General features: G+C 68.3%; 20 protein-coding genes and 3 rRNA genes. 13 read left to right on the plus strand and 10 right to left on the minus strand.

Going from position 1 to position 24,683, the window contains the following annotated elements; translation table 11 throughout:
• Positions 1 to 190: 190 nt before the first annotated feature.
• Together FB465_RS05245 and FB465_RS05250 are read left to right on the plus strand one after the other, a co-directional pair.
• Positions 191 to 958 carry a lysophospholipid acyltransferase family protein gene (locus FB465_RS05245; protein WP_145788030.1) on the plus strand — a complete coding sequence of 256 codons (768 nt, stop codon included), beginning with the start codon at positions 191 to 193 and terminating at the stop codon, positions 956 to 958.
• Positions 959 to 1,004: 46 nt separating this feature from the next.
• Positions 1,005 to 1,370 carry a cupin domain-containing protein gene (locus FB465_RS05250; RefSeq protein ID WP_145788032.1) on the plus strand — a complete coding sequence of 122 codons (366 nt, stop codon included), beginning with the start codon at positions 1,005 to 1,007 and terminating at the stop codon, positions 1,368 to 1,370.
• 87 nt (positions 1,371 to 1,457) lie between these two features.
• Here FB465_RS05250 and rrf read toward each other — a convergent pair.
• The 3 genes from rrf to FB465_RS05265 form a co-directional block, all read right to left on the minus strand.
• Positions 1,458 to 1,574 (minus strand): 5S ribosomal RNA (rrf, locus tag FB465_RS05255).
• An 83-nt stretch (positions 1,575 to 1,657) separates the two neighbouring features.
• A 23S ribosomal RNA gene (locus tag FB465_RS05260) occupies positions 1,658 to 4,779 on the minus strand.
• A 285-nt stretch (positions 4,780 to 5,064) separates the two neighbouring features.
• Positions 5,065 to 6,588, minus strand: a 16S ribosomal RNA gene (locus tag FB465_RS05265).
• The 16S, 23S and 5S rRNA genes sit together here, the layout of an rRNA operon.
• Positions 6,589 to 7,148: 560 nt before the next feature.
• Here FB465_RS05265 and FB465_RS05270 point away from each other — a divergent pair.
• Together FB465_RS05270 and FB465_RS05275 are read left to right on the plus strand one after the other, a co-directional pair.
• The gene (locus FB465_RS05270) at positions 7,149 to 7,577 is read left to right on the plus strand and encodes a peptidoglycan-binding domain-containing protein (protein ID WP_145788034.1); all 429 of its coding nucleotides are present in this window, start codon (positions 7,149 to 7,151) and stop codon (positions 7,575 to 7,577) included.
• A gap of 12 nt (positions 7,578 to 7,589) precedes the next feature.
• Positions 7,590 to 7,898 carry a lysozyme family protein gene (locus FB465_RS05275; protein WP_145788036.1) on the plus strand — a complete coding sequence of 103 codons (309 nt, stop codon included), beginning with the start codon at positions 7,590 to 7,592 and terminating at the stop codon, positions 7,896 to 7,898.
• 68 nt (positions 7,899 to 7,966) lie between these two features.
• On the opposite strand, the gene FB465_RS05280 is transcribed toward FB465_RS05275, so the two are convergent.
• From FB465_RS05280 to FB465_RS05290, 3 genes are read right to left on the minus strand one after another with little or no spacing between them, the layout of a single operon-like run.
• Positions 7,967 to 9,037, minus strand: a complete 1,071-nt coding sequence (locus FB465_RS05280) for a threonine aldolase family protein (protein WP_145788038.1) — start codon at positions 9,035 to 9,037, stop codon at positions 7,967 to 7,969.
• Positions 9,034 to 9,777, minus strand: a complete 744-nt coding sequence (locus FB465_RS05285) for an SDR family NAD(P)-dependent oxidoreductase (protein WP_145788039.1) — start codon at positions 9,775 to 9,777, stop codon at positions 9,034 to 9,036. The genes FB465_RS05280 and FB465_RS05285 overlap by 4 nt, the downstream gene beginning before the upstream one ends.
• Positions 9,774 to 11,192, minus strand: coding sequence for a DUF6421 family protein (locus FB465_RS05290; RefSeq protein WP_170290501.1), 1,419 nt, complete (start codon positions 11,190 to 11,192; stop codon positions 9,774 to 9,776). The genes FB465_RS05285 and FB465_RS05290 overlap by 4 nt, the downstream gene beginning before the upstream one ends.
• Before the next feature lie 427 nt (positions 11,193 to 11,619).
• On the opposite strand from FB465_RS05290, the gene FB465_RS05295 reads away from it, so the two are divergent.
• The 5 genes from FB465_RS05295 to FB465_RS05315 all read left to right on the plus strand — a co-directional run bounded on the left by FB465_RS05295 (position 11,620) and on the right by FB465_RS05315 (position 16,089).
• Positions 11,620 to 12,504: an ABC transporter substrate-binding protein gene (locus FB465_RS05295; RefSeq protein ID WP_145788041.1), complete on the plus strand. Its 885-nt coding sequence runs from the start codon at positions 11,620 to 11,622 to the stop codon at positions 12,502 to 12,504.
• A gap of 14 nt (positions 12,505 to 12,518) precedes the next feature.
• Entirely contained in the window at positions 12,519 to 13,385 is an 867-nt protein-coding gene (locus FB465_RS05300) for an amino acid ABC transporter permease (RefSeq protein WP_145788043.1), read from the plus strand.
• Entirely contained in the window at positions 13,382 to 14,143 is a 762-nt protein-coding gene (locus FB465_RS05305) for an amino acid ABC transporter ATP-binding protein (RefSeq protein ID WP_145788045.1), read from the plus strand. The genes FB465_RS05300 and FB465_RS05305 overlap by 4 nt, the downstream gene beginning before the upstream one ends.
• A gap of 105 nt (positions 14,144 to 14,248) precedes the next feature.
• Positions 14,249 to 14,806: a DUF5134 domain-containing protein gene (locus tag FB465_RS05310; protein ID WP_145788047.1), complete on the plus strand. Its 558-nt coding sequence runs from the start codon at positions 14,249 to 14,251 to the stop codon at positions 14,804 to 14,806.
• A 317-nt stretch (positions 14,807 to 15,123) separates the two neighbouring features.
• Positions 15,124 to 16,089, plus strand: coding sequence for a M56 family metallopeptidase (locus tag FB465_RS05315; RefSeq protein WP_145788049.1), 966 nt, complete (start codon positions 15,124 to 15,126; stop codon positions 16,087 to 16,089).
• Positions 16,090 to 16,105: 16 nt separating this feature from the next.
• Here FB465_RS05315 and FB465_RS05320 read toward each other — a convergent pair whose 3' ends face one another.
• Positions 16,106 to 16,555: a MarR family winged helix-turn-helix transcriptional regulator gene (locus FB465_RS05320; protein ID WP_246192518.1), complete on the minus strand. Its 450-nt coding sequence runs from the start codon at positions 16,553 to 16,555 to the stop codon at positions 16,106 to 16,108.
• Between the two features lie 87 nt (positions 16,556 to 16,642).
• Here FB465_RS05320 and FB465_RS05325 point away from each other — a divergent pair, with 87 nt between their 5' ends.
• Both FB465_RS05325 and FB465_RS05330 read left to right on the plus strand, forming a co-directional pair.
• Positions 16,643 to 18,166, plus strand: a complete 1,524-nt coding sequence (locus FB465_RS05325; protein WP_145788050.1) for an MFS transporter — start codon at positions 16,643 to 16,645, stop codon at positions 18,164 to 18,166.
• Between the two features lie 217 nt (positions 18,167 to 18,383).
• A complete protein-coding gene (locus FB465_RS05330; protein ID WP_145788052.1) occupies positions 18,384 to 19,019 on the plus strand; it encodes a TetR/AcrR family transcriptional regulator in 636 nt (211 codons plus the stop codon).
• Positions 19,020 to 19,085: 66 nt separating this feature from the next.
• On the opposite strand, the gene FB465_RS05335 is transcribed toward FB465_RS05330, so the two are convergent.
• On the minus strand, positions 19,086 to 19,952 hold the full coding sequence (locus FB465_RS05335) for a helix-turn-helix domain-containing protein (RefSeq protein WP_145788054.1): 867 nt from the start codon (positions 19,950 to 19,952) through the stop codon (positions 19,086 to 19,088).
• 417 nt (positions 19,953 to 20,369) lie between these two features.
• Here FB465_RS05335 and FB465_RS05340 point away from each other — a divergent pair, with 417 nt between their 5' ends.
• A complete protein-coding gene (locus FB465_RS05340; RefSeq protein WP_145788056.1) occupies positions 20,370 to 20,906 on the plus strand; it encodes an ATP-binding protein in 537 nt (178 codons plus the stop codon).
• A gap of 135 nt (positions 20,907 to 21,041) precedes the next feature.
• Here the strand turns inward: FB465_RS05340 and FB465_RS05345 are convergent, their stop codons facing one another.
• Positions 21,042 to 21,278 carry a DUF397 domain-containing protein gene (locus FB465_RS05345; RefSeq protein WP_145788058.1) on the minus strand — a complete coding sequence of 79 codons (237 nt, stop codon included), beginning with the start codon at positions 21,276 to 21,278 and terminating at the stop codon, positions 21,042 to 21,044.
• Positions 21,279 to 21,706: 428 nt separating this feature from the next.
• Here FB465_RS05345 and FB465_RS05350 point away from each other — a divergent pair, with 428 nt between their 5' ends.
• Entirely contained in the window at positions 21,707 to 22,579 is an 873-nt protein-coding gene (locus FB465_RS05350; protein WP_211785726.1) for a sirohydrochlorin chelatase, read from the plus strand.
• 39 nt (positions 22,580 to 22,618) lie between these two features.
• On the opposite strand, the gene FB465_RS05355 is transcribed toward FB465_RS05350, so the two are convergent.
• Positions 22,619 to 24,658, minus strand: a complete 2,040-nt coding sequence (locus tag FB465_RS05355) for a hypothetical protein (protein ID WP_145788061.1) — start codon at positions 24,656 to 24,658, stop codon at positions 22,619 to 22,621.
• Between the last annotated feature and the right edge of the window lie 25 nt (positions 24,659 to 24,683).

Raw genomic sequence — 24,683 nt, forward strand, 5'->3', positions numbered from 1 at the left:
GCGGCGGCCACCCATGCGGCATGTATCACCCGCCGGACGCGCTCAGGTGACAGAAAGCACTCCTTCGGGGGATCATCTGCGTGTATCACCCGTGGCCGCCGCGGCGTGCCGCGCCTTCGGTCGGCCCCACCCGCGCCTCGGGAACCACCGGACCGACCGGGCCCCAGGCCCGTGGGAAGTAGGGCTTACCGTGGCAGAGTTCGTGTACCCGCCGGTGATCGGGGCGGCGCTCACCGTCTTCCGCGCGCTCGATGTCCGCATCAAGATCGTGGGAGCGGAGAACATCCCCGCCGAGGGCGGCGCGGTGCTGGTGAGCAATCACATCAGCTACCTCGACTTCCTCTTCGCCGGCCTCGGCGCCTACAAGGGCGGTAGGCGCAAGACCCGCTTCATGGCAAAGGACGACGTCTTCAAGCACGGCGTCTCCGGCCCCCTGATGCGCGGCATGAAGCACATCCCCGTGGACCGGACGGACGGCCAGCCCGCATACGAGGAGGCCGTGAAGGCCCTCAAGGCCGGCGAGGTGGTCGGGGTGTTCCCCGAGGCGACCATCAGCCGCTCGTTCATGCTGAAGAAGTTCAAGACCGGCGCCGCCCGGATGGCCGCCGACTCCGGCGCCCCACTGCTGCCGGTGGTGCTCTGGGGCACCCAGCAGCTGTGGACCAAGGGCCGCCCGAAGACCCTGACCAAGCGCCACGTCCCGGTGACCATCATGATCGGCGAGCCCATCGAGCTCGCCCCCGGCGACAAGCCCGTCATGGTCACCCGCCGCCTCCGCGCCGCCATGAGCGAGATGCTCGACAAGGCCCAGCGCGAGTACCCCGGCACCCCGGCCGGCCCCGAGGACTCCTGGTGGCTCCCCGCCCACCTCGGCGGCACCGCGCCGACCCTGGAGGTCGCCGAGGCCGCGGAGGAGGCCGAGGCCGCCGCCAAGGCGGAGCGCCGCGCCGAGAAGTAACGGAAGCCGTTGCGGTTCGACCGACCGCGCGGCGAGAGTGTCACCCATGGACAAGCCGCAGAAGGTCAACCTGCAGGACAAGCTCGCGCTGTTCTCGGAGCACTGGTCCCCGAAGACCGTGGGCCGGCTCAACGACTACGAGATCAAGGTCGTGAAGATCCAGGGTGAGTTCGTCTGGCACACGCACGACGACACCGACGAGCTGTTCCTGGTCCTCGACGGGCAGCTGACGATCCAACTGCGGGACCAGGACGTCGAGCTCGGCCCCGGGGAGATGTTCATCGTCCCCCGGGGCGTCGAGCATTGCCCGCGCGCCACGGGAGAGGTTGCGGCGTTGCTGATCGAGCCTCAGGGCGTGGTCAACACCGGCAACGCCGGTGGCGCCCTCACCGCGGAACCCCAGTCACTCTGAGCCATTGTCGGGCGGCTTCGGGCAGCCGGCTCGGGAAATGCAGAAAGCCCCCTCCCGTTCCCGGGAGGGGGCTTTCTGTGAATGATTGTTCGGCGGCGTCCTAATCTCCCACAGGGTCCCCCCTGCAGTACCATCGGCGCTACGAGGCTTAGCTTCCGGGTTCGGAATGTAACCGGGCGTTTCCCTCACGCTATGACCACCGAAACACTATGAAACCGTTGACCGCACCACACCGTGACCTGGTGTGGGGTCGTTGTTTCAGAACAACACAGTGGACGCGAGCAACTGAGGACAAGCCCTCGGCCTATTAGTACCGGTCAGCTCCACCCCTTACAGGGCTTCCACATCCGGCCTATCAACCCAGTCGTCTACTGGGAGCCTTACCCTCTCAAGGAGGTGGGAGTGCTCATCTCGAAGCAGGCTTCCCGCTTAGATGCTTTCAGCGGTTATCCCTCCCGAACGTAGCCAACCAGCCATGCCCTTGGCAGGACAACTGGCACACCAGAGGTTCGTCCGTCCCGGTCCTCTCGTACTAGGGACAGCCCTTCTCAACACTCCTACGCGCACAGCGGATAGGGACCGAACTGTCTCACGACGTTCTAAACCCAGCTCGCGTACCGCTTTAATGGGCGAACAGCCCAACCCTTGGGACCTACTCCAGCCCCAGGATGCGACGAGCCGACATCGAGGTGCCAAACCATCCCGTCGATATGGACTCTTGGGGAAGATCAGCCTGTTATCCCCGGGGTACCTTTTATCCGTTGAGCGACGGCGCTTCCACAAGCCACCGCCGGATCACTAGTCCCTGCTTTCGCACCTGCTCGACCCGTCGGTCTCACAGTCAAGCTCCCTTGTGCACTTACACTCAACACCTGATTGCCAACCAGGCTGAGGGAACCTTTGGGCGCCTCCGTTACTCTTTAGGAGGCAACCGCCCCAGTTAAACTACCCACCAGACACTGTCCCTGATCCGGATCACGGACCCAGGTTAGACATCCAGCACGACCAGAGTGGTATTTCAACGACGACTCCACCCAAACTGGCGTTTGGGTTTCAAAGTCTCCCACCTATCCTACACAAGCCGAACCGAACACCAATATCAAGCTATAGTAAAGGTCCCGGGGTCTTTCCGTCCTGCTGCGCGAAACGAGCATCTTTACTCGTAATGCAATTTCACCGGGCCTATGGTTGAGACAGTCGAGAAGTCGTTACGCCATTCGTGCAGGTCGGAACTTACCCGACAAGGAATTTCGCTACCTTAGGATGGTTATAGTTACCACCGCCGTTTACTGGCGCTTAAGTTCTCAGCTTCGCCCGACCGAAATCGGACTAACCGGTCCCCTTAACGTTCCAGCACCGGGCAGGCGTCAGTCCGTATACATCGCCTTACGGCTTCGCACGGACCTGTGTTTTTAGTAAACAGTCGCTTCTCGCTGGTCTCTGCGGCCGGCCCCAGCTCAGGAAGCAAGTTCCCTCACCAGATCCGGCCCCCCTTCTCCCGAAGTTACGGGGGCATTTTGCCGAGTTCCTTAACCATAGTTCACCCGAACGCCTCGGTATTCTCTACCTGACCACCTGAGTCGGTTTGGGGTACGGGCCGCCATGAAACTCGCTAGAGGCTTTTCTCGACAGCATAGGATCATCCACTTCACCACAATCGGCTCGGCATCAGGTCTCAGACTATGTGCAAGGCGGATTTGCCTACCTTGCGTCCTACACCCTTACCCCGGGACAACCACCGCCCGGGCTGGACTACCTTCCTGCGTCACCCCATCGCTCACCTACTGCAGACTTGGTCCGGCGGCTCCACCACGTCCCTTTGTCCGAAGACTCCGGGCCGGCTTCGCGGCCTTAGCATCACCTGGTTCAGCGTTGGCGCTTCAAAGCGGGTACGGGAATATCAACCCGTTGTCCATCGACTACGCCTGTCGGCCTCGCCTTAGGTCCCGACTTACCCTGGGCAGATCAGCTTGACCCAGGAACCCTTGGTCAATCGGCGCAAGAGTTTCCCACTCTTGTATCGCTACTCATGCCTGCATTCTCACTCGTGTACCGTCCACAACTGGTTTCCACCGCTGCTTCACCCGGCACACGACGCTCCCCTACCCATCACAGCCCCCGTTGGGGGTATTGCTGCAATGACACGACTTCGGTGGTGTGCTTGAGCCCCGCTACATTGTCGGCGCGGAATCACTTGACCAGTGAGCTATTACGCACTCTTTCAAGGGTGGCTGCTTCTAAGCCAACCTCCTGGTTGTCTCTGCGACTCCACATCCTTTCCCACTTAGCACACGCTTAGGGACCTTAGTCGGTGTTCTGGGCTGTTTCCCTCTCGACCATGGAGCTTATCCCCCACAGTCTCACTGCCACGCTCTCACTTACCGGCATTCGGAGTTTGGCTAAGGTCAGTAACCCGGTGAGGCCCATCGCCTATCCAGTGCTCTACCTCCGGCAAGAAACACGTGACGCTGCACCTAAATGCATTTCGGGGAGAACCAGCTATCACGGAGTTTGATTGGCCTTTCACCCCTAACCACAGGTCATCCCCCAGGTTTTCAACCCTGGTGGGTTCGGTCCTCCACACGGTCTTACCCGCGCTTCAACCTGCCCATGGCTAGATCACTCCGCTTCGGGTCTTGGGCATGCAACTCAGACGCCCTATTCGGACTCGCTTTCGCTACGGCTACCCCACACGGGTTAACCTCGCTACACACCGCAAACTCGCAGGCTCATTCTTCAAAAGGCACGCAGTCACGAGACACACAGTAAACTGCATGTCCGACGCTCCCACGGCTTGTAGGCACACGGTTTCAGGTACTATTTCACTCCGCTCCCGCGGTACTTTTCACCATTCCCTCACGGTACTATCCGCTATCGGTCACCAGGGAATATTTAGGCTTAGCGGGTGGTCCCGCCAGATTCACACGGGATTTCTCGGGCCCCGTGCTACTTGGGAAATGAGCAAGCAAGCCGCTGATGTTTCGTCTACGGGGGTCTTACCCTCTACGCCGGACCTTTCGCATGTCCTTCGACTACACCAACGGTTTCTGACTCGCCGACCGGCCGGCAGACCGATCAAGCTCACTCCCACGACCCCGAAACGGCAACCCCTGCCGGGTCTCACACCATCTCGGTTTAGCCTCATCCGGTTTCGCTCGCCACTACTCCCGGAATCACGGTTGTTTTCTCTTCCTGCGGGTACTGAGATGTTTCACTTCCCCGCGTTCCCTCCACATACCCTATGTGTTCAGGTATGGGTGACAGCCCATGACGACTGCCGGGTTTCCCCATTCGGAAACCCCCGGATCAAAGCCTGGTTGACGGCTCCCCGGGGACTATCGTGGCCTCCCACGTCCTTCATCGGTTCCTGGTGCCAAGGCATCCACCGTGCGCCCTTAAAAACTTGGCCACAGATGCTCGCGTCCACTGTGCAGTTCTCAAACAACGACCAGTCACCCACCTACGACGCTCACCAGGAGCGCTGTCAGTGGGACCGGCATCTCTGAAGCAACGACCATGACGGCCGTTCCCTCAGGACCCAACAACGTGCCCGACACACCCGACCCATGAACCGTCTTCCACGCACCGAAGTGCAGTACTGGCGGCCATCAACCGAGCGTGCCGAATAGTCAACGTTCCACCCATGAGCAACCAACTCGAGGCGTTCGCTCGAGTCTGGCTATGTGCTCCTTAGAAAGGAGGTGATCCAGCCGCACCTTCCGGTACGGCTACCTTGTTACGACTTCGTCCCAATCGCTGGTCCCACCTTCGACGGCTCCTCCCCTTACGGGTTAGGCCACCGGCTTCGGGTGTTACCGACTTTCGTGACGTGACGGGCGGTGTGTACAAGGCCCGGGAACGTATTCACCGCAGCATGCTGATCTGCGATTACTAGCAACTCCAACTTCATGGGGTCGAGTTGCAGACCCCAATCCGAACTGAGGCCGGCTTTTTGGGATTCGCTCCGCCTCGCGGCATCGCAGCCCTTTGTACCGACCATTGTAGCACGTGTGCAGCCCAAGACATAAGGGGCATGATGATTTGACGTCGTCCCCACCTTCCTCCGAGTTGACCCCGGCAGTCTCCTGTGAGTCCCCATCACCCCGAAAGGCATGCTGGCAACACAGAACAAGGGTTGCGCTCGTTGCGGGACTTAACCCAACATCTCACGACACGAGCTGACGACAACCATGCACCACCTGTATACCGACCACAAGGGGGCGACTATCTCTAGCCGTTTCCGGTATATGTCAAGCCTTGGTAAGGTTCTTCGCGTTGCGTCGAATTAAGCCACATGCTCCGCTGCTTGTGCGGGCCCCCGTCAATTCCTTTGAGTTTTAGCCTTGCGGCCGTACTCCCCAGGCGGGGAACTTAATGCGTTAGCTGCGGCACCGACGACGTGGAATGTCGCCAACACCTAGTTCCCAACGTTTACGGCGTGGACTACCAGGGTATCTAATCCTGTTCGCTCCCCACGCTTTCGCTCCTCAGCGTCAGTAATGGCCCAGAGATCCGCCTTCGCCACCGGTGTTCCTCCTGATATCTGCGCATTTCACCGCTACACCAGGAATTCCGATCTCCCCTACCACACTCCAGCCTGCCCGTATCGAATGCAGACCCGGGGTTAAGCCCCGGGCTTTCACATCCGACGCGACAGGCCGCCTACGAGCTCTTTACGCCCAATAATTCCGGACAACGCTCGCACCCTACGTATTACCGCGGCTGCTGGCACGTAGTTAGCCGGTGCTTCTTCTGCAGGTACCGTCACTTGCGCTTCTTCCCTGCTGAAAGAGGTTTACAACCCGAAGGCCGTCATCCCTCACGCGGCGTCGCTGCATCAGGCTTTCGCCCATTGTGCAATATTCCCCACTGCTGCCTCCCGTAGGAGTCTGGGCCGTGTCTCAGTCCCAGTGTGGCCGGTCGCCCTCTCAGGCCGGCTACCCGTCGTCGCCTTGGTGGGCCGTTACCCCACCAACAAGCTGATAGGCCGCGGGATCATCCTGCACCGCCGGAGCTTTCCACCCACCCCCATGCGGAGGCAGGTCATATCCGGTATTAGACCTCGTTTCCAAGGCTTGTCCCAGAGTGCAGGGCAGATTTCCCACGTGTTACTCACCCGTTCGCCACTAATCCACTCCGAAGAGCTTCATCGTTCGACTTGCATGTGTTAAGCACGCCGCCAGCGTTCGTCCTGAGCCAGGATCAAACTCTCCGTGAATGTTTACCCGTAATCGGGTGAGACACTCGCGTTGAGCGGCACGGCAACCACCGGAATAGGGTGATCCCGCGCACTGCGTCCTCGCTGTGTTTTTACTTCAAAAGGAATCTCCAACCCGGACCGAAGTCCAGGCCGGGGATGTCAACATATCTGGCGTTGACTTTTGGCACGCTGTTGAGTTCTCAAGGAACGGACACTTCCTTCAAAACACTCTCGTGTCTCTCCGGGCGCTTCGTTCTTTCGTGTTTCAAGCTTATCAGATGATTTCCGCCCCGTTTTCCGGAGTTTCACTCACCAGACCCGCTTTTCTTCGCCCCTCGCGGTGCGACTCCGGAACTGTACGGGGCCCGCGCCCCCACAAGCAAATCCGCCCGGGCCACGGCTGCCCCGTGGGTAGCGGACCCAGTGCTTCCGGTGCGGCTGAATCCTTCGAATGACCCAACAGCCACCCGAGTGCGCCCCTGCACCCCCGTCCCCCGCTCGGAGCCGTCCCGCTGGACAAGTCGAGTCGGCCACCCCGCCGTAGAGTCGAGACAGGGGTGACCGAGGAAGGTGATGAGGTGACCCAGATCGATGTCTCGCACGTGGTCAAGGCTGCGCGGGTCGACCCGCCGGCTCCCCAGGGGGCCGGGGTGTTCCCCGGCGACGTGAAGCCGGTCGAGCAGGCCTTAGCCGCCCGGGGGCTGCTGGACCCGGGCTTCGTCGACGGTTCGTTCGGCACTCTGACCCTCAACGCGTACAGCCGTCTGCAACAGTCGTTCGGCTTCAGCGGCAGTGATGCGGACGGCATCCCCGGCGCCGGCTCTCTCGCCAGGCTCGGCAGGGAGAGCGGCCTCTTCTCCGTCGTCGACGGGACGACCCCGCAGGACGACGCGCAAGGCCATGGGATTCCGCTGTCGGACGTGGTCTACGACAAGGTCGTGGACGGCAGCACGAGCGCCGCCATCCGCGAGGCCTGCGACCTCATGGGGCTTCCGGTGAACGGGTGATTCGACGGCTACATGACGATCGCCGTCCGTGAGTCCACCTACTTCTTCAATGCCGTCAACACCAACGACCGAAATGCGCACGGCCCACTCCAGTCGGACGACTGCCCGCTCTACTGCTCCCGCGGCGTGGTGCAGTGCATCCCCCCGACGTTCGCGACCTATCACCAACCGGGCACGTCGAATCACATCTACGACGGGGTGGCGAACATCGCCGCGTCGATGAACTACGTCATGGACACCTACAAAGTCGCCCGCGACGGCCACAACCTCACGACCAAGGTCCAGCAGGCCGACCCCAACCGCCCGCCCGCCGGGTACTGACGGACGCACACGACCCCGGCACGGGAAGTCCGTGCCGGGGTCGTGCGGCGTATCGAGAGAGGGGCCCGTCAGACCCGGCCCATCTCCTCTGCGATCGCGGCGGCGAACGCATCGATGTCGGCCTCGGTGGTGTCGAAGGCGGCCATCCAGCGCACCTCGCCGGTGTGCTCGTTCCAGAAGTAGAAGCGGTAGCGCTTCTGCAGGCGCTCGCTGACCTCGCGCGGCAGCAGGGCGAAGACCGCGTTGGCCTGGACGGGCCGGACGATGGTCACACCGTCGATGTTCTCGACGGCATCGGCCAGTCGCTTGGCCATGGCGTTCGAGTGCGCGGCGTTGCGCAGCCAGAGGTCGCCGGCCAGCAGGGCCTCGAACTGGACGGAGACGAAGCGCATCTTCGAAGCGAGCTGCATCGACATCTTGCGCAGGTACTTCAGGTCCCGCACCCGCTCGGGGTTGAGCACGACGACGGCCTCGCCGAGCAGCAGACCGTTCTTCGTGCCGCCGAAGGAGAGCACGTCCACACCGGCGTCCGTGGTGAACGCGCGCAGCGGCAGGCCGAGCGACGCGGCCGCGTTGGCGATGCGCGAGCCGTCCAGGTGCACGAGCATGCCGTGCTCGTGGGCGTGGTCGCAGATCGCCTTGATCTCCTCGGCGGTGTACAGGGTGCCGAGCTCGGTGCTCTGGGTGATGGAGACCGCGAGCGGCTGCGCGCGGTGCTCGTCGCCCCAGCCCCAGGCCTGCCGGTCGATGAGCTCGGGGGTGAGCTTGCCGTCCGGCGTGGGGACGGTGAGGAGCTTGAGACCGGCGATCTTCTCGGGGGCTCCGCACTCGTCGACGTTGATGTGCGCGCTCTCGGCGGCGACGACCGCGCCCCAGCGCGGCAGCAGCGCCTGGAGGGCCACGACGTTGGCGCCGGTCCCGTTGAAGACGGGGTAGGCCTCGGCCTTGTCGCCGAAGTGCTTACGGAACACCGTCTGCAGGTGCTCGGTGTACTGGTCCTCACCGTAGGCGACCTGGTGGCCGTCGTTGGCGAGGGCGATCGCGGCCAGGATCTCCGGGTGCACGCCCGCATAGTTGTCGCTGGCGAAGCCGCGGACGGCGGGGTCGTGCCGCCGTACTGCGTCGGTACGAGAGGTCATCGGGCTGTCAGCCACAGGTGCTGTCCGTTCAGTTCTGCTGCGGGGCGGTCCCAGAGGCCCGCCAGGGTGTCGGCGAGGTCGGCGGTGTCGGTGAAGCCGGCGAACTTCGCCTCCGGCTTCTCGGTCCGCATCTCCGGGGTGACCAGGGCCTTGATCACCAGGATGGCGGCCGCGGCGGTGGGCTCGCCGTCCTCGGAGGTGGTCTCCTTCTTGAAGGAGTCCGCCATGGAGAGGGTCCAGGCCTCGCTCGCGGCCTTGGCGGCGGCGTAGGCGGCCCCGCCGGCGGTCGGCTTGTGGGCCGAGGACGCCGAGACGATCGCGTACCGGCCGGACTCGCTGCGGACCAGCGCGGGCTGGAACGCCAGCGAGGTGTGCTGGAGCGTGCGCACCACGGTGTCGTGCAGGAAGTCCCAGTCGTCGATCCGGGTGTCGAAGAAGGTCTTGCTGCCCCGCCAGCCGCCGACGAGGTGGAAGACGCCGTCGACGTGGCCGTGCTCGGCCTCCAGGTGGTCGGCCCAGTCGTGGACCTCCTGCGGGTCGAGCAGGTCGATGACCTGGCCGCTGACCTTGGCGCCGGGAACGGCGGTGCGGACGGAGTCCAGCGCCGCGTCGAGGCGCTGCGGGTCGATGTCGGCGCCGATCACGGTGGCGCCGTCGGCCGCGAGGCGGCGCATCACGGCCTGGCCGGCGGGGCCGCTGGCCCCGGCGACGGCGACGACCTTCCCGGTGAGGGCGCTCATGCGGCGGCTCCCTGCAGGCCGGCGCCGGTGATGCCGGTGGTGGCGGCGATGACGCCGCTCAGCTTCTTGGAGAGGGCCTCGTAGAACATGCTGAGCGGGAACTCGTCCGGCAGGACGGCGTCGCACAGGGCCTTGTTGAGGGCCTTGCCGTCGGCGGTGCCGAGCGGGAGCGCCTCGGGGCCCTTGGCCCAGGTGGAGGCCGGGTGCGGGGTGAGGTACTTGGAGACCAGCTGGTACGCGGCGATCCAGTGGGCGGTCTTCGGCCGGTCGATGCCCTCGCGGTAGAGGGTCTCGATCTCGCCGCAGAGGGCGTTGGTGACCTCGGCGACGCGGTCCCAGTCGATGGTGAGACGGTTGTCGCGCCAGCGCAGCGCGTCGTGCTTGTGCAGGTACGCGAAGAGCAGCTGGCCGCCCATGCCGTCGTAGTTGCGCACGCGGTCACCGCTGACCGGGAAGCGGAACATCCGGTCGAAGAGGATCGCGTACTGGACGTCGCGGCCCTGGGTGTAGCCCTCGGCCTCCAGGCGGACGGCCTCCTTGAAGGCGGTCAGGTCGCAGCGGAGCTCCTCCAGGCCGTACATCCAGAACGGGCTGCGCTGCTTGATCATGAAGGGGTCGAACGGCAGGTCGCCGTGGCTGTGGGTGCGGTCGTGGACCAGGTCCCACAGGACGAAGGTCTGCTGGGCGCGCTGCTGGTCCTCGAGCAGGCCGGCGGCGTCGGCGGGGATCTCCAGGCCGAGCAGCTCGACGGCGCTGGTGGTGACGGCGCGGAAGCGGGCGGCCTCGCGGTCGCAGAAGATGCCGCCCCAGGTGAAACGTTCCGGCGCCTGGCGGACGGCCACGGTCTCCGGGAAGAGCACGGCGGAGTTGGTGTCGTAACCGGCGGTGAAGTCCGTGAAGGTGATCGGCACGAACATCGGGTTGTCGAAGCGGGTGCGCTCCAGCTCGGCCAGCCAGTCGGGCCAGACCACCTTGAGCAGGACGGCCTCGAGGTTGCGGTCCGGGTTGCCGTTCTGGGTGTACATCGGGAAGACCACGAGGTGCTCGAGGCCGTCCTCGCGCTGCGCGGCGGGCTGGAAGGCGAGCAGCGAGTCGAGGAAGTCGGGCTCGCGGTACCCGGTGTCGGCCCATTTGCGCAGGTCGGCGCGGACGGCGGTGAGGTAGTCCGCGTCGTGCGGGAAGAGCGGGGCGAGCTCCTCGACGGCGGAGAGCACGGTGTCGACCAGGGGGTCGACCGTGCTCCGCTGGACGGCGGACAGGTCGATGGAGCCGTCCTTGGACTGGAGGGGCCGCAGCGCCTCGACGGCGTCCTTGAGCCGCAGCCAGGCGGGGTGGGCCGCGTGGGTGGACTGCTCAGCCGGGGCGTCAACGGGAAGGTCGACCGCCACAGCGAGCCTTGGCGAGAGATTCTTCATCTGAGACTCACTTAGACAGGAGTTATTTCGACATAGACACCATAGGTTCGAAAGGTTCTCCTGTTCAAGGGGGGACGGATCTCGTATCGCTGCGCGGCCCCGCTGTCCGCTATCTGGACACCCGTACGGATGATCTGGACAGATGTATCGGCGGGATGCGAATCTCCCGCCATGCTCCCGGCGGTGAATCCCGTGGCGGTCCGCCACCTCGACCTGCTCCGGGTGTGCTCCTGTTGTCGCGCGCACGGCTGTTGCCGGCGCTGACGCCCGGCTCGGGAGGCACCGCGGAGACGGTGCCGTACGCCGACCATGCCTCTTGCCCCGCAGCGCCGCCACCGGGAGATCCGGTGTCTTCACCGCGCACGGTGGGCACTCTTCCCGACGGCATCCGTCCGCGCTCCCACTTCCTCGCTCCTGGAGTCCTGCCATGACCCCTGCCTCTGCCTCGCGCGCTCTCCGTCCGGCGGCACTCGCCGCCCTGCTCCTCGCGGCCGCGGTCCTGACCGCCTGCGCGCCGCAGGACGCCAGGACCACCGACGCGGCCGCCCCGGCCGCCGACGGCTGCGCCAAGGGCGCGCTGGGCACCAAGAAGGCGGGCACCCTGACGGTCGGCACGGACAAGCCGGCGTACGACCCGTGGTTCTCGGATGACAAGCCGGAGAACGGCAAGGGCTTCGAGTCGGCGGTGGCCTTCGCCGTCGCGGAGAAGCTCGGCTACCCCAAGGACAAGGTCAGCTGGGTGGTCAGCCCCTTCAACAAGGCGTTCGCCCCGGGGGCCAAGGACTTCGACTTCGACATCAACCAGGTGTCGATCAACGACGAGCGCAAGAAGTCGGTCGACTTCTCCTCCGGCTACTACGACGTGCGACAGGCCGTGGTGGCGCTCAAGAGCTCCAAGGTCGCGGGCGCGAAGGGCCTGGCGGACCTGAAGGGCGCCAAGCTGGGTGCGCAGGTGGGCACCACGAGCCTGGCCACCATCACCGACCGGATCAAGCCCTCGGCCCAGCCCGCGGTCTTCGACGACAACGACCTGGCGAAGACGGCGCTGAAGAACGGTCAGATCGACGCCCTGGTCGTCGACCTGCCGACGGCCTTCTACATCACCGGGGCCGAGGTGACCGACGCTCAGGTCGTCGGACAGCTCGAGGGCAGCGGCAGCGGTGCGGAGCAGTTCGGCCTGGTGCTGGACAAGGGCAGCGCGCTGACCGGCTGCGTCACCCAGGCGGTGGACGCGCTGCGCGCCGACGGCACGCTCGCCAAGCTCGAGAAGCAGTGGCTCTCCGACGCCGTCTCCGCCCCGGTGCTGAAGTGACGACGGACGCCGAAATGATCGAAGGTACGGAGACCCCGTACCGCCCGTCCGCCCGCCGGCTCGCCCGGGAGGCGTACCGGCGCAGGCGTGCCCGGCGCTCCGCGCTGATCGCCGGTGTCAGTACCGCCGCGACCGCGCTGGTGCTCTGGCTGGTGATCGTCAGCTCACCCGGCTGGGAGCGCACCCGGGAGACCTTCTTCAACGCGCACTACGCGCGGCAGGCGCTGCCCGAGGTGCTCAAGGGCCTTCGGGTGAACCTTGAGCTGATGGTGGTCTGCGGGGCGCTGATCCTGGTGTTCGGGCTGCTGCTGGCGCTGCTGCGCACGCTGCGCGGACCGGTGTTCCTGCCGGTGCGGCTGCTGGCCACGGCGTACGTGGACTTCTTCCTCGGCCTGCCGATGATCATCTGCCTGCTCATCATGATCACGGGCGTGCCCGCCCTGAGGCTGACCGGTGTGACGACGGATCCGCTGGTGCTCGGCGGGGCGGCGCTGGTGCTGACGTACTCGGCGTACGTCTCCGAGGTGTTCCGCGCGGGCATCCAGTCGGTGCACCCGAGCCAGCGCGCGGCGGCCCGCTCGCTGGGGCTGAGCAACGCCCAGGCGATGCGGTACGTGGTGCTGCCGCAGGCGGTGCGCCGGGTGGTGCCACCGCTGCTGAACAACCTGGTCTCGCTGCAGAAGGACACCGGTCTGGTCTCCATCGGCGGTGTGATCGACGCGGTCTACGCGGCGAAGATCATCACCTCGCAGAGCTTCAACTACACGCCGTACCTGGTCTCGGCCCTGGTCTTCATCGCGCTGACCATCCCGATGACCCGGTTCACCGATTGGACGACGGCCCGGATGAACCGCCGTCAGCACCAGGGAGGTGCCGTATGACCACCCCCGTGCTGCGGCTGGAGTCGGTCCGCAAGTCCTTCGGCGAGCAGGTCGTGCTGCGCGACATCGACCTCGCCGTGCCGACGCACTCCGTCACCGCACTGATCGGCGCCTCGGGCTCCGGCAAGTCGACGCTGATGCGCTGCGCCAACCTGCTGGAGACCCTCGACGACGGCGCGATCTTCCTGGACGAGGAGGACATCACCGACCCACGGGCCGACGAGGACTCGGTGCGCCGCCGGATCGGCGTGGTCTTCCAGGCGTACAACCTGTTCCCGCACATGACGGTGCTGGACAACATCACGCTGGCCCCGCGCCGGGTGCACGGCCTCGGCCGGGCCGAGGCCGAGGCGAAGGCACTGGAGCTGCTGGACCGGCTCGGGCTGGCGGCGAAGGCCACCGAGTACCCGGACCGGCTCTCCGGCGGCCAGCAGCAGCGGGTGGCGATCGTCCGGGCGCTGGCCACCGGGCCGCGGCTGCTGCTCCTGGACGAGATCACCGCCGCGCTCGACCCGGAGCTGGTCGGCGAGGTGCTCGCGGTGGTGCGCGATCTCAAGGAGCAGGGCATGACGATGGTCCTGTCGACCCACGAGATGAGCTTCGCGCGTGAGGTGGCGGACCAGGTCTGCTTCCTGGACGCCGGCGTGGTGCTCGAACAGGGCCCGCCCGAGCAGGTCTTCGGCGACCCGCAGCAGGAGCGCACCCGGCAGTTCCTCAGCCGGATCGTGGCGGCCGGGAGGCTCGCGCCCAGCAGTTGACGCAGGCAGGCACCTCCGTGCGCCCCTGTGCGCGCCCTGCTGCGCCGACCCCTGATCGGTGATCGTGGACGCAAGTCCCGCACGCACCGGTCGAGAGGGGCACCGATGCACGGTCCGGCCGTCGTCACCTGGCTGCTGGCGGTCCTGGCCACCGCCTCCGGCGTCTACTGTCTGACGCGTCTTCGGGGCGTGGCGGCCGCGTGCACCTCGTCCGGTCCGGGCACCGGACGGTGGCCGGCCCGGGAGTCGGATGCCGCCGAGGCCCTGATGGGCCTGGGCATGGCCGGGATGGTCCTGCGGCCCGGCATCCTCTGGGGCTGGCCGTACGGACTGCTCGCCGCCGCCCTGCTGGTGGCGGCCGCCCGGCCGGCCGCCACCGGGCTCCGCGCCCACCGACTGCACCATGCGATCGGGGCGCTCGCGATGACGTACATGGCGCTCGCCATGGCGAGCGCGCCCGCGCACGCCCACCACGGCGCGCCCGCCGGTCTTCCGCTGCTCACGGGAGTGCTGCTGCTCTACTTCGGGACGTACGCCCTGTGGGCCGGCAGCCGACTGCTCAGCACGCCGGCCGGGCCGGTACGGGTGGCAGGCGCCGAGGTGTCCCGGGCGTGCCGGCTGGCGATGGGGATCGGGATGTTCGCCATGCTCCTGACGATGTGACCGACGCGGCTTCGGCAGCCGCGGGGCCCCGAGCGGGACCAGTCATCGAGAGGTGAGGCAGCGCGTCAACCACAGGGGCGCGACGAACTGCGCGAAGCGGGAGCTGCAGGCCGTTGCCTTCCGATCTCGCGCAGTTCCCCGCGCCCCTGAGGTGCACCGACCTGATCGGGTGCCCACCTGGGGGCGGAGCCTCTGACAGGCCGTCGGCGTGGTGTTGGTCACTGGCGTGCGGAACCCGTTCCCCGGGGCCGTCGGCAGCGCATAGGTTGGACCGAGCGCAATGCCGCGCTCCCGTGTCTCCTGGGGGAGCACCTGCCATGACAGCCCTGCTGAGCCTGCTGCTGCTCGGACTGCTGCTGTCCACCGTGGCGCCGGGTCTGCTGGCCCGGGCCCGCTGGGCCGGGCGTGAGCCGGTGCTGGCGCTGTGCGCCTGGCAGTGCCTGGTGGTCGCCGTTCTGCTCTGCTGTCTGCTCAGTCTGCTGCTCGCCACCACCGCCGCGCTGCCCGCGCTGCGCGAGGCCGTGTTCGCCGGCGCGCCGAGCGGGGTCGAGGCCGCGTACGGCCTGGCGGGTGCCGAGGGCTGGGGGCGGCTGTGTGCCGCGCTGCTGGCTGCGGGCGGGCTGTGGACGGCCGTCTCGCTGACCCGTGAAGTCCGCTCGGCACGGGCGCTGCGCGGCCACCGGCACGCCGAACTGAGCGATCGTGCGCCCGAGTTGCCGAAAGGACTGGCGGCGGGCCGGACCGCCCGCGAGCAGTTGGTGGTGCTGGAGAACGTCCGCCCGGAGGCCTGGTCGCTGCCCGGCCCCGACGCCCGGCTAGTGGTCACCACGGGTGCGCTGCAGCAGCTCAGCGACCGTGAGCTGGCCGCCGTGCTGAGCCATGAGCGCGGGCACGTCCGGGCACGTCACCACTGGCTGGCACAGTGCGCCGAGGCGCTCGCCACCGGATTCCCCGGGGTCGGCGTGTTCAGCGCCTTCCGCGACCAGGTCGGCGAACTGGTGGAGTTGGCGGCCGACGACCGGGCGGCCCGGCGTCACGGCCGGCTGACCACCGCACTGGCTCTGGTCGAACTCAACTCCGGCCGGGGGGTGTTCGGTTCCTGCCCGCCGCACCTGCTGGCCCAGACCCCGAACCGGGTGGACCGGCTGCTGGCCGGTGAGCCCCGGCTGCCCGTGAACCGCCGGCTGCGCCTGACGCTCGCCGCGCTCGCGGCGCCCGCCGCGGCCGTCCTGCTCGCCGCCGCGCCCGGGCTGACGGCACTGCTCGGAACGTCCGGGCTCTGAACGTCCGCGCGAGGGCTCAGCAGCCCGTACCGGGCTTCCCGGAGAGCGTACGGGCGAGCACCTCGCGGTGCAGTGGTCTGGCGGCGCGGTAGCGCTCGCGGCCGGCCTCGGTGAGGGTCACGTAGATGCCGCGCCGGTCGACCTGGCACAGGGCCCGCTCGACCAGTCCGGCCTTCTCCAGCCGGCCGATCAGCCGGGACAGCGCGCTCTGGCTCAGGTGCACGGTGTGGGCGAGGTCCTGGACCCGCAGATTCTGGTCGCCCGCCCCACGCTGCTCGTCCTCGGCCAGCCGCTCCAGCACCTCGAACTCGCTCATGCCGAGGCCGTGCCGCTCCCCCAGTTCGCGGTCCAGCGCGCAGGAGGCGGCGGCGTGGCGGGCCAGCAGGTCCCGCCAGCCGGCGACGAGGTCCGCCTCGGGGGCGTCGGACGGCGCGGCGTCGAGTGCGGTGGCATCGAGTTCAGGCACGCGCTCAGGCTAGCACATGTTCGAGCATTTAATGCAGGGGCATTAAATCCGCTTGCATTGATTGCACATGCATGTAGTCTCCTCCCCATGACCACAGCCCGGCAGTCCACACCAACCCCAGATCCCCTCACGACCTCTGACGCCTCGTCGGTCCACGGCGGCGACCGGTGGAGCCCACGCCTGTGGGGCACCCTCGTCGTCCTCTGCGCAGCACTCTTCCTCGACGCCCTCGACGTCTCGATGGTCGGCGTCGCCCTGCCCTCGATCGGCACCGATCTGCACCTGTCCACCTCCGCGCTGCAGTGGGTGGTCAGCGGCTACGTCCTCGGCTACGGCGGCCTGCTGCTGCTCGGCGGCCGGGCGGCCGACCTGCTGGGCCGCCGCCGGGTCTTCCTGATCGCGCTCGCCGTCTTCGCCGCAGCCTCCCTGCTCGGCGGCCTGGTGGACAACGGCGGCCTGCTGATCGCGGCCCGCTTCCTCAAGGGCGTGTCGGCCGCGTTCACCGCCCCCGCCGGGCTCTCCATCATCACCACCACCTTCGCCGAGGGCCCGGCCCGCAACCGCGCGCTGAGCATCTACACCACGTGCGGTGCCAGCGGCTTCTCGCTCGGTCTGGTGCTCAGCGGCCTGCTCACCTCGGCCGGCTGGCGTTGGACCTTCCTGATGCCCGTCCCGGTCGCCCTGATCGCCCTGGTCGTCGCCATCCGGCTGCTCCCCCGTCAGGCCGGCCCCGAGCGGGGCTCCGGCGGGTACGACGTGGCCGGTGCGATCACCGGCACCGGCGCCCTGCTCCTGCTGGTGTTCACCGTGACGGAGGCACAGAGCGCCGGCTGGGCGAGCCTGCGCACCATCGGCTCGCTGGCGGCCGTCGCCGTCCTCGCCGCCGCCTTCCTGCTGATCGAGCAGCGCACCGCGCACCCGCTGGTCCGCCTCGGCATCTTCCGTAACGGCGGGGTCAGCCGCGCCAACATCGCCGCACTCTCGATCTTCGGCTCCTACGCGGGCTTCCAGTTCATCGCCACGCTGTACCTGCAGCGGCTGCTCGGCTGGTCCGCCCTGGAGATGGCACTCGGCTTCCTGCCGGCCGGCGCTCTGGTCGCCCTCTCGGCGACCAGGATGGGCGCCATCGTGGACCGCTTCGGCACCGCCCGACTGCTGCCGATCGGGGTCCTGGCCCTGACCGCCGGGTACGGCCTCTTCCTCCGGCTGGACGAGCACAGCAGCTTCGTGGGCCTGGTCCTGCCCAGCATGGTGCTGCTCGGCATCGGCTTCGCGCTGGCCTTCCCCTCCGTCAACATCGCCGCCACCAACGGCGTCGCGGACGAGGAGCAGGGCCTGGCCTCCGGCCTGGTGAACACCGCCTTCCAGGTCGGCAGTGCGATCGTGCTGGCCGCCGCCACGGCCGTGATCACGGCGGGCAGCGGCGGTGGCGAGAGTCCGCAGGCGCAGCTGGACGGCTACCGCCCGGCGCTTCTGCTGATCACCGGGGTCGCGCTGATCGGTCTGCTGGTGACCCTGGCGGGCGCGGTGCTCGACCGCCGCAAGGCCCCGGTCTCGGTGCCGGACTACGACTACCCGTCGGTGCCCGCCGAGGTGCTGGCGGACCGCTGAGAACCCGTCACGTCGCACCCGGGCCGTCGACCCCTCGCCGCCCGGTGGGAGCCGGCTCCACCAAACCCCCGTGTTGGTGGAGCCGGCTCTCCGTACGGGGCCGCTGCGCGCCCTCCCCTGAGGCTCCGAGGTACGGGAGTCTCCGGGTACGGGAAGCACCGGCCCTGGCCCCGCCAGTATATTGGCCGGGAGCCAACCAACGTACGGAGCTGACACGATGGCACCTCGCGGGGAATCGGTCAACGAGGAAATGCGCCAACGCTCCCGTCGACGGATCATGCGGGCCACCGTCGAGCTGGTCGACCAGCGCGGATACGGCAGAACCACGCTCGGTGACATAGCCGAGCGGGCAGGGCTCGCACGGGGGCTGCTCTCGTACTACTTCGACGGCAAACGACTCCTGATGCAGGCGGCCACCCACCGGCTGATGCACCTGGAGCTGGCCGCCGCGCTCGACGAACTGCCCCCGGACGCCGGAGCGGACGCCCGGCTGGCCCGCGCGATCGACGCCGTCCTCGGGCTGGCGATGGACCATCCGCGGGTGATGCGCTCGCACCTCGCGCTGATCCTGGACCCGGATGTGGGCGCGTTCGTGAAGGATCCGGAGCAGCAGCAGCTCGGTGCGATCCTCCAGGACCTGCTCAGGCGCTGGGGCGCCGCCGATCCGGTCGCCGAGCACGCCGTCCTGCGCAGCGCGCTGATGGGCGGCTGCATCGGCGTCCTGCTGCCCGGTGCCGCCATCCCGCTGGCGCCGATCCGGGCGGACCTGTTCTCCCGCTACGGCCTGGCCTGGGAGCTGGGCGTGCCGCCGCAGCCGGACGCGCCGCCGCGGCTGCAGCCGGTCCGACTCTGAACGGGCCGCTACGAGCGGGTGGTTCGGGGGCCGTGGTCATCCGTCCGGGTGAGACCCGGCGTACCGTCAGCGCTCGGCGAGGATGGCGGTGAGCAGGTCTATGGTCTGGTCCGGGGTGAGGCTGTCGACGCAGAGCCGCTCCATGACCTGGATGTAGGCGTCGACGTCGTCGCGCTTGTCCAGGTAGAGCGCGCTGGTCAGCTGCTCCAGGTAGACCACGTCGGCGAGGTCCTGCTCGGGGAAGCGCAGGATCGAGAAGGCCCCGCTCTCGCCGGCGTGCGCGCCGAAGCGGAACGGCATGACCTGGACGACCACGTTGGGCTGCTGGGCGATGTCGATCAGGTACTGGACCTGAGCGCGCATCACCTTGGGCCCGCCGACCGGGCGGCGCAGTGCGGCCTCGTCGATGACGGCCCACAGGCGGGGGCTCTGGCCGTCCGTCAACAGCTTCTGGCGGCGCATCCGCAGGCTGAGTCGGCGCTCGAGCTCCTCGTCGCTGATCACCGGCCGGGTCTGGCCGAAGACCGCGCGGGCGTACTCCTCGGACTGGAGCAGGCCGGGGATGAACTGCACCTCGTAGGTGCGGATCAGCGCGGCGGCCTCCTCAAGACCCACATAGGTCTGGAACCAGCCCGGCAGAACGTCGTTGAAGCTGTGCCACCAGCCGGACTTGTTGGCCTCGCGGACCAGGCCGAGCAGGGCCTCGCGCTCGGCTCCGTCGTTCACCCCGTAGAGGCTGAGCAGGTCGGCGACGTCGCGCTCCTTGAAGCTGACGCGGCCGAGCTCCATGCGGCTGATCTTCGACTCGGAGGCGCGGATCTGGTAGCCGGCGTCCTCCCGCGTGATGCCCCGGCCCTCGCGCAGACGGCGCAGTTGGGAGCCGAGGAGGATTCGGCGCACCATCGAGCCACCGCCGGGCTGAACTGTGGTCATGCCGTCGAAACCTCCACCATGGGCAAACAGCGCACAGTCTGCCATCAGTTGAGCGCTCTGGGTGCCGGTACTGGCACAACGATCTACCAGTTCTGCATCAGACCCACCATCATGCACGTGCATTCGGCGCTTGCATATGCCAATAGTGCGACTGCACGTGAATCGACTCTTGCATCTGCAGTGAGCGCAGAGGACCATGGTGCACGTGCACCTGCACATCCCTGGCAATCCCGCGGGCTCCGCGTCGACCCCACGCGCGATACCGCACACCCACCCAGCCGCACCTGTGTGCGGCTGGGCTCGCGTGTGCGGGTGTGGCTCGTCGAGGAGGCGGCCGCGCGGCCTAGCGAGTCGGAGGTGACCGGCATGACCCCGGCGGGTCCAGCCGTGTCCGCCCCCTTATGGGAGGAGCTCTTCATGAGCACCGGTACGGCCCTCGCGGTCGACCCCCACGTGGTCACCTGTACCCTCGCCCCTCGCCTCGAAGCCGTCAGAACCGCGCGGGAGTTCGCCAGATCCACCCTCCAGGGCTGGGGCCTTGGCGATCTCTTCGACGATGTCGCCCTGGTCGCCTCCGAGTTGGTGACCAACGCACTGCGGCACGCGCTCGAACCCCGCCGGGACGTCCAGCCAGCGGTCGAGCCCAGCCGGTTCCCCGTCCAGCCGGGCCCCCAGCAGGCCGCCGACGCCCGGCTGCCCATCCGAATAAGCCTGGTGCACCGCTCCCCGCAGGTGGTCTGCGCGGTGAGCGACCCCAGCAGCAACGGGCCGGTGGCCCGGGAGGCCGACTTCGTGGCGGAGTCCGGCCGCGGGCTGCACCTGGTGGACTCCTTCAGCCGCTCCTGGGGCTGGCACCCGCTGGCCGGCGCGGGGAAGGTGGTCTGGGCCCTCTTCGAGGCCGAGGCCGGCTCCGAGACCGGCGAGCCCTCCGGCCGGCACCGCCGCTCCGCCTGACCGGGCCCGGAACCCGACCCGGTACGGAGCCTCACCGGGTACGGGGACGCCACCCGGCACCGGAAACGACGAAGGCCGTCGCGGCGAGGAGTGCCCACGACGGCCGTTGTGTAAGGAAGTTGACGGCGGCCCGGCTCAGGCCGCCAGGTGGTCGAACTCCCCGTCCTTCGCACCGAGCAGCAGCGCCGCTATCTCGGCCCGGGTGTAGATCAGCGCAGGACCGTCCGGGAAGCGCGAGTTGCGCATCGCGATGTCACCCCCCGGCAGCGCGGCGAACTCGACACAGTTCCCCTGCGAATTGCTGTGCCGGCTCTTCTGCCAGACCACGCCTTCGAGGTCCGCAGCCGCCATGCCGTTGTACGTCTTCTGCATTGAATTCTCCCGACCTGCCTGGCGTTCGCCTCACTTGACGTGATGATAACTCCAGTGCACGTGCATCAGCACGGGACATTGCGCGTGCATTCGCCGGTGCCGGGGAGCCGGGAACTCCGCTTCTTCCAAGGCAGTTGACGCCACGTAAGCGGACAAAGCCGGTCGAATCGCAGAGGCCCCGATGACAGCCCGTACCGAGGCCCCACCCCCGCGTTGATCTTCACGCCGCCGGCCACGGCTCACAGTCCGTCACCTGACGCGAGTGTGAGACACATCACTCCCCGGATCTGGCGGCGATCCCATGAGACGCGGCGTCAGCAGGCAGCTCAGAGGATTTGGCCGAGAATGTCCGGATAACGCCCTGGCCGATTGTCCAGTCCTGGGATCCGACTGCAGCTCGGACGCCCGAATGTCCTACGATCTCCGCCATGAGCACCGCAGCCATCCCGGGCGCGCCACTGCCCGTCCGCACTCCAGGCTCCCGTGCGCGGGGGCGCCACCGCCGTCCCGAGCGCCCGGAGGTCCCGACCGGTTCCCCGGCGCTGGTGCTGGCCGTCCCGGCCACGGCCGGGCCCGAGACCCGCCCCGTCGTAGAGGAGCTGCTCTCCATCGTGCGCGGCGAGCAGCCGGGCATCGAGGCCGCCGCCGCCTATCTGGCGGACGGCGACCAGGACGACGCTCCGACCGTCGCCGGGCTGCTCGCCCAGGCCGCCGAGGCCGGGCTGCCCGCGCCCGTCCTGGTGCCGCTGCTGCCCGGCCCGCACGGCTTCCTGACGGAGCTGCACCAGCTGGCCGCCGGGACCGGCGCCATCGTCACCGACGTCCTCGGCCCGCACCCGCTGCTGTCCGAGGCGGTCCACGTACGGCTCTCCGAGGCCGGGCTGGCCCGCGCCGACCGGGCCAGGCTGTTCGCCATCGCCACCTCGGCGGACGGCGTGGTCCTGACCACCGTCGGCGGCGAGGACTCGGCCGCGGCCGCCGGGATCACCGGTGTGCTGCTGGCGGCCCGCCTGGCGGTGCCCGTGGTGGCCGCCGCCCTGGACGTCCCCGGCTCGGTCGCCGCCGCCGTCGAGCACCTCAGGGCCACCGGCTCCCAGCGCCCCGCGCTGGCCCCGCTGGTGATCGGCCCCGAGGCCGACCCGGAGCTGCTCGCCGCGGCCGCCGAGGAGACCGGCTGCCCGAGCGCCGCGCCGCTCGGCGCCTACCCGACCATCGGCCAGCTGGTCGCCTCGACCTACCTCGCCGCGCTCAACATCACGGCGCCGGGCGAGGCCCCCGTCGAGGAGCAGCCCTCCGAGTGATCCACCGCCGTGAGAGGGGCCCCCGTCCGGAGGCCCCTCTCACGCGTTGAGACGGGCGGTCGGGGCCGCCGCGTCCTTCAGCCTGAGGGAGGGCGTCAGCACCGCGCGTGGCGCCGTGCTGACCGCTGCCGGAGCGGTGCTCGCGTTCCACTTCGGGGCGGCGCCGCCGCCGACGTCCGGCTTGCGGACCTGGACGGCCTGCTGCTCGCCCGCCCTGCGCAGCACGATGCTCTTCGGTGCGGGCGAATCCGGGTCGAGCCAGAGCTCGTTGCCGCCGAACTCGCAGTCGAGAACGGCCACGTCGTCCGGCACGCCGTCGGTGGTGGCCCGGAAGGCGACGCCCGCCTTGCGGTAGCCCGTCAGCCGGCAGCGGCTGATGGTGACCGTCTCACCGGCCAGCTGGTGCTTGGCGGTGGCGATCGCATAGTCGGACTGCCCGGCGGCGTCGATCAGCAGCCCGTCGAAGACGGTGCCCTTGTCCCGGCCGAGCGAGTGCAGGGCCACTCCCCCGGCCGCATTGCCGTAGAGGACGCTCGCCGAGTAGTCGAAGTCGTTGAGGTACGCGCCGTGCTCGATGCCCCAGCCGCCGTTGTGGTACGCCACGAACTGGCCGACGGTGTGGTGGTGCTGGGCGTTGAGCCAGACGAAGATGCCGTTCTGCAGGTTGTTGTGGGCGAGGCAGCGCTCGAAGGTCCAGACCCCCTCGCTGGTTTCCGGCCACTCGTAGCCCGAGGCCCCGGTGGCGCCCTGGACGCCGACGGCCACGCAGTCCCTTGCGACGCCTCCGGTGCCCGCCCCCAGGCTGAAGCCGGTCAGCCGGTAGGCGCGGGGGTTGGGCTCGAAGACCGTCCGGGAGGCCACGCAGGACTCGTACGCGATCTCGTCGGACGGGCCCTGCGGGGTACGGGTGTCCAGCGGGCCGTCCCACCAGTAGGCGTCCTCCCAGGTGTTGTGGCTGATGCAGCTTCGGAAGGTGATGCCGTGGCTGGCGTGCGGGACGAAGGCATGGCTGCCGGCGTCACGGACGACGACGCCCTCGACCACCGTCCCCCGGCTGCTGTCGCCGAGCATGTGGAAGTGCAGCCCGTACCGGCCCAGGACGGGCTCGGTGACGGGTGCTCCGTTCCACTTCTCCTTGCCCGCGTTACGAGGGCCGAGCCAGCGCAGTGCGGCGTGCCGGACGTCGGCAGGGCGGGAGCTGGTGAGGTGGACATGGGCGCGGCCCTCGGCGGTGCCCTCGACGCGGACGTTGCGGGTCAGATTGAGCACCTCGGCGCCGACGGTGACGCCGCCTCCGGTGGCGACCCGGGGGTGGGCGTAGTGCAGGGGCGCATCCAGGGTGACGGTGGCTCCGCTGATCTGCTGGATGGTCCGTAGGTCGTACTGGGCCGAGAAGCCCTCGGTGTCGGGGGCGGCCGTGGGGGTGACGGCGAGTTCGTCACCGACCCGCCAGCCGGTCGGGGCGGCGGCGAGGGTGATGGCGGTGTCACCGGCCTTCAGCGGGCCTGCGGCCCGGACCCAGGCCGTCCTGGCGGCGCCGTCCAGCCGGAGGTAGCCGGCGCCGGTGACCCAGAGGCCGGTGTCGGTGTCGACGAGCGTCATACCGCCGCCCTTGAACCGGCGTTCGTCGACGCCGGGGAAGCGCAGGGTGTGCACGGCCGTGTCGGCGGGTGCGAGGGCGAGGCCGCCCTTCACCTCGACGTTGCCGGCCGAGCTGAGGGTGATGGTCTTCTCGGCGGCGAAGACCAGGGAGCCGGAAGCTTCGATCAGCAGCGCGGCGACGCTCGCGTCGGTGTCCAGCACCACCCGGTCGGTGATCCTCACGGCCGTCCCCGGCCCCGGTACGGCTCCGCCCCAGCCGGCCGGGTCGGACCAGCGGCGTCCGCTCTGGTCGAGGGTGGGCGCGGGCCGGCTCGGCGGCGGCGGTGCGCTGTGGGCGTGGGTCGCCGCGGCCGGGGTCTCAAGGGTCGCTGCCGGGCGCTCCGAGTCGCCCAGCGAGCGGCGAAGCACCTCCTCGGCGCCGACGGCGGCGGCGACCGTGCCGACGGCCAGCCAGGCGAGGACCCTCCTGCGACCCACCCGGCGGGGGTCTTTGGTCCCTGGA

The sequence above is a fragment of the Kitasatospora atroaurantiaca genome (assembly GCF_007828955.1).
Classification (GTDB): domain Bacteria; phylum Actinomycetota; class Actinomycetes; order Streptomycetales; family Streptomycetaceae; genus Kitasatospora; species Kitasatospora atroaurantiaca.

Coding starts and splice junctions, on each gene's coding strand:
- FB465_RS05250 (WP_145788032.1), top strand. CDS start 1,005: ATGGACAAGCCGCAGAAGGTCAACCTGCAGGACAAGCTCGCGCTGTTC.
- FB465_RS05275 (WP_145788036.1), top strand. CDS start 7,590: ATGACGATCGCCGTCCGTGAGTCCACCTACTTCTTCAATGCCGTCAAC.
- FB465_RS05280 (WP_145788038.1), bottom strand. CDS start 9,037: ATGACCTCTCGTACCGACGCAGTACGGCGGCACGACCCCGCCGTCCGC.
- FB465_RS05285 (WP_145788039.1), bottom strand. CDS start 9,777: ATGAGCGCCCTCACCGGGAAGGTCGTCGCCGTCGCCGGGGCCAGCGGC.
- FB465_RS05290 (WP_170290501.1), bottom strand. CDS start 11,192: ATGAAGAATCTCTCGCCAAGGCTCGCTGTGGCGGTCGACCTTCCCGTT.
- FB465_RS05295 (WP_145788041.1), top strand. CDS start 11,620: ATGACCCCTGCCTCTGCCTCGCGCGCTCTCCGTCCGGCGGCACTCGCC.
- FB465_RS05300 (WP_145788043.1), top strand. CDS start 12,519: ATGATCGAAGGTACGGAGACCCCGTACCGCCCGTCCGCCCGCCGGCTC.
- FB465_RS05305 (WP_145788045.1), top strand. CDS start 13,382: ATGACCACCCCCGTGCTGCGGCTGGAGTCGGTCCGCAAGTCCTTCGGC.
- FB465_RS05310 (WP_145788047.1), top strand. CDS start 14,249: ATGCACGGTCCGGCCGTCGTCACCTGGCTGCTGGCGGTCCTGGCCACC.
- FB465_RS05315 (WP_145788049.1), top strand. CDS start 15,124: ATGACAGCCCTGCTGAGCCTGCTGCTGCTCGGACTGCTGCTGTCCACC.
- FB465_RS05325 (WP_145788050.1), top strand. CDS start 16,643: ATGACCACAGCCCGGCAGTCCACACCAACCCCAGATCCCCTCACGACC.
- FB465_RS05330 (WP_145788052.1), top strand. CDS start 18,384: ATGGCACCTCGCGGGGAATCGGTCAACGAGGAAATGCGCCAACGCTCC.
- FB465_RS05335 (WP_145788054.1), bottom strand. CDS start 19,952: ATGACCACAGTTCAGCCCGGCGGTGGCTCGATGGTGCGCCGAATCCTC.
- FB465_RS05340 (WP_145788056.1), top strand. CDS start 20,370: ATGAGCACCGGTACGGCCCTCGCGGTCGACCCCCACGTGGTCACCTGT.
- FB465_RS05345 (WP_145788058.1), bottom strand. CDS start 21,278: ATGCAGAAGACGTACAACGGCATGGCGGCTGCGGACCTCGAAGGCGTG.
- FB465_RS05350 (WP_211785726.1), top strand. CDS start 21,707: ATGAGCACCGCAGCCATCCCGGGCGCGCCACTGCCCGTCCGCACTCCA.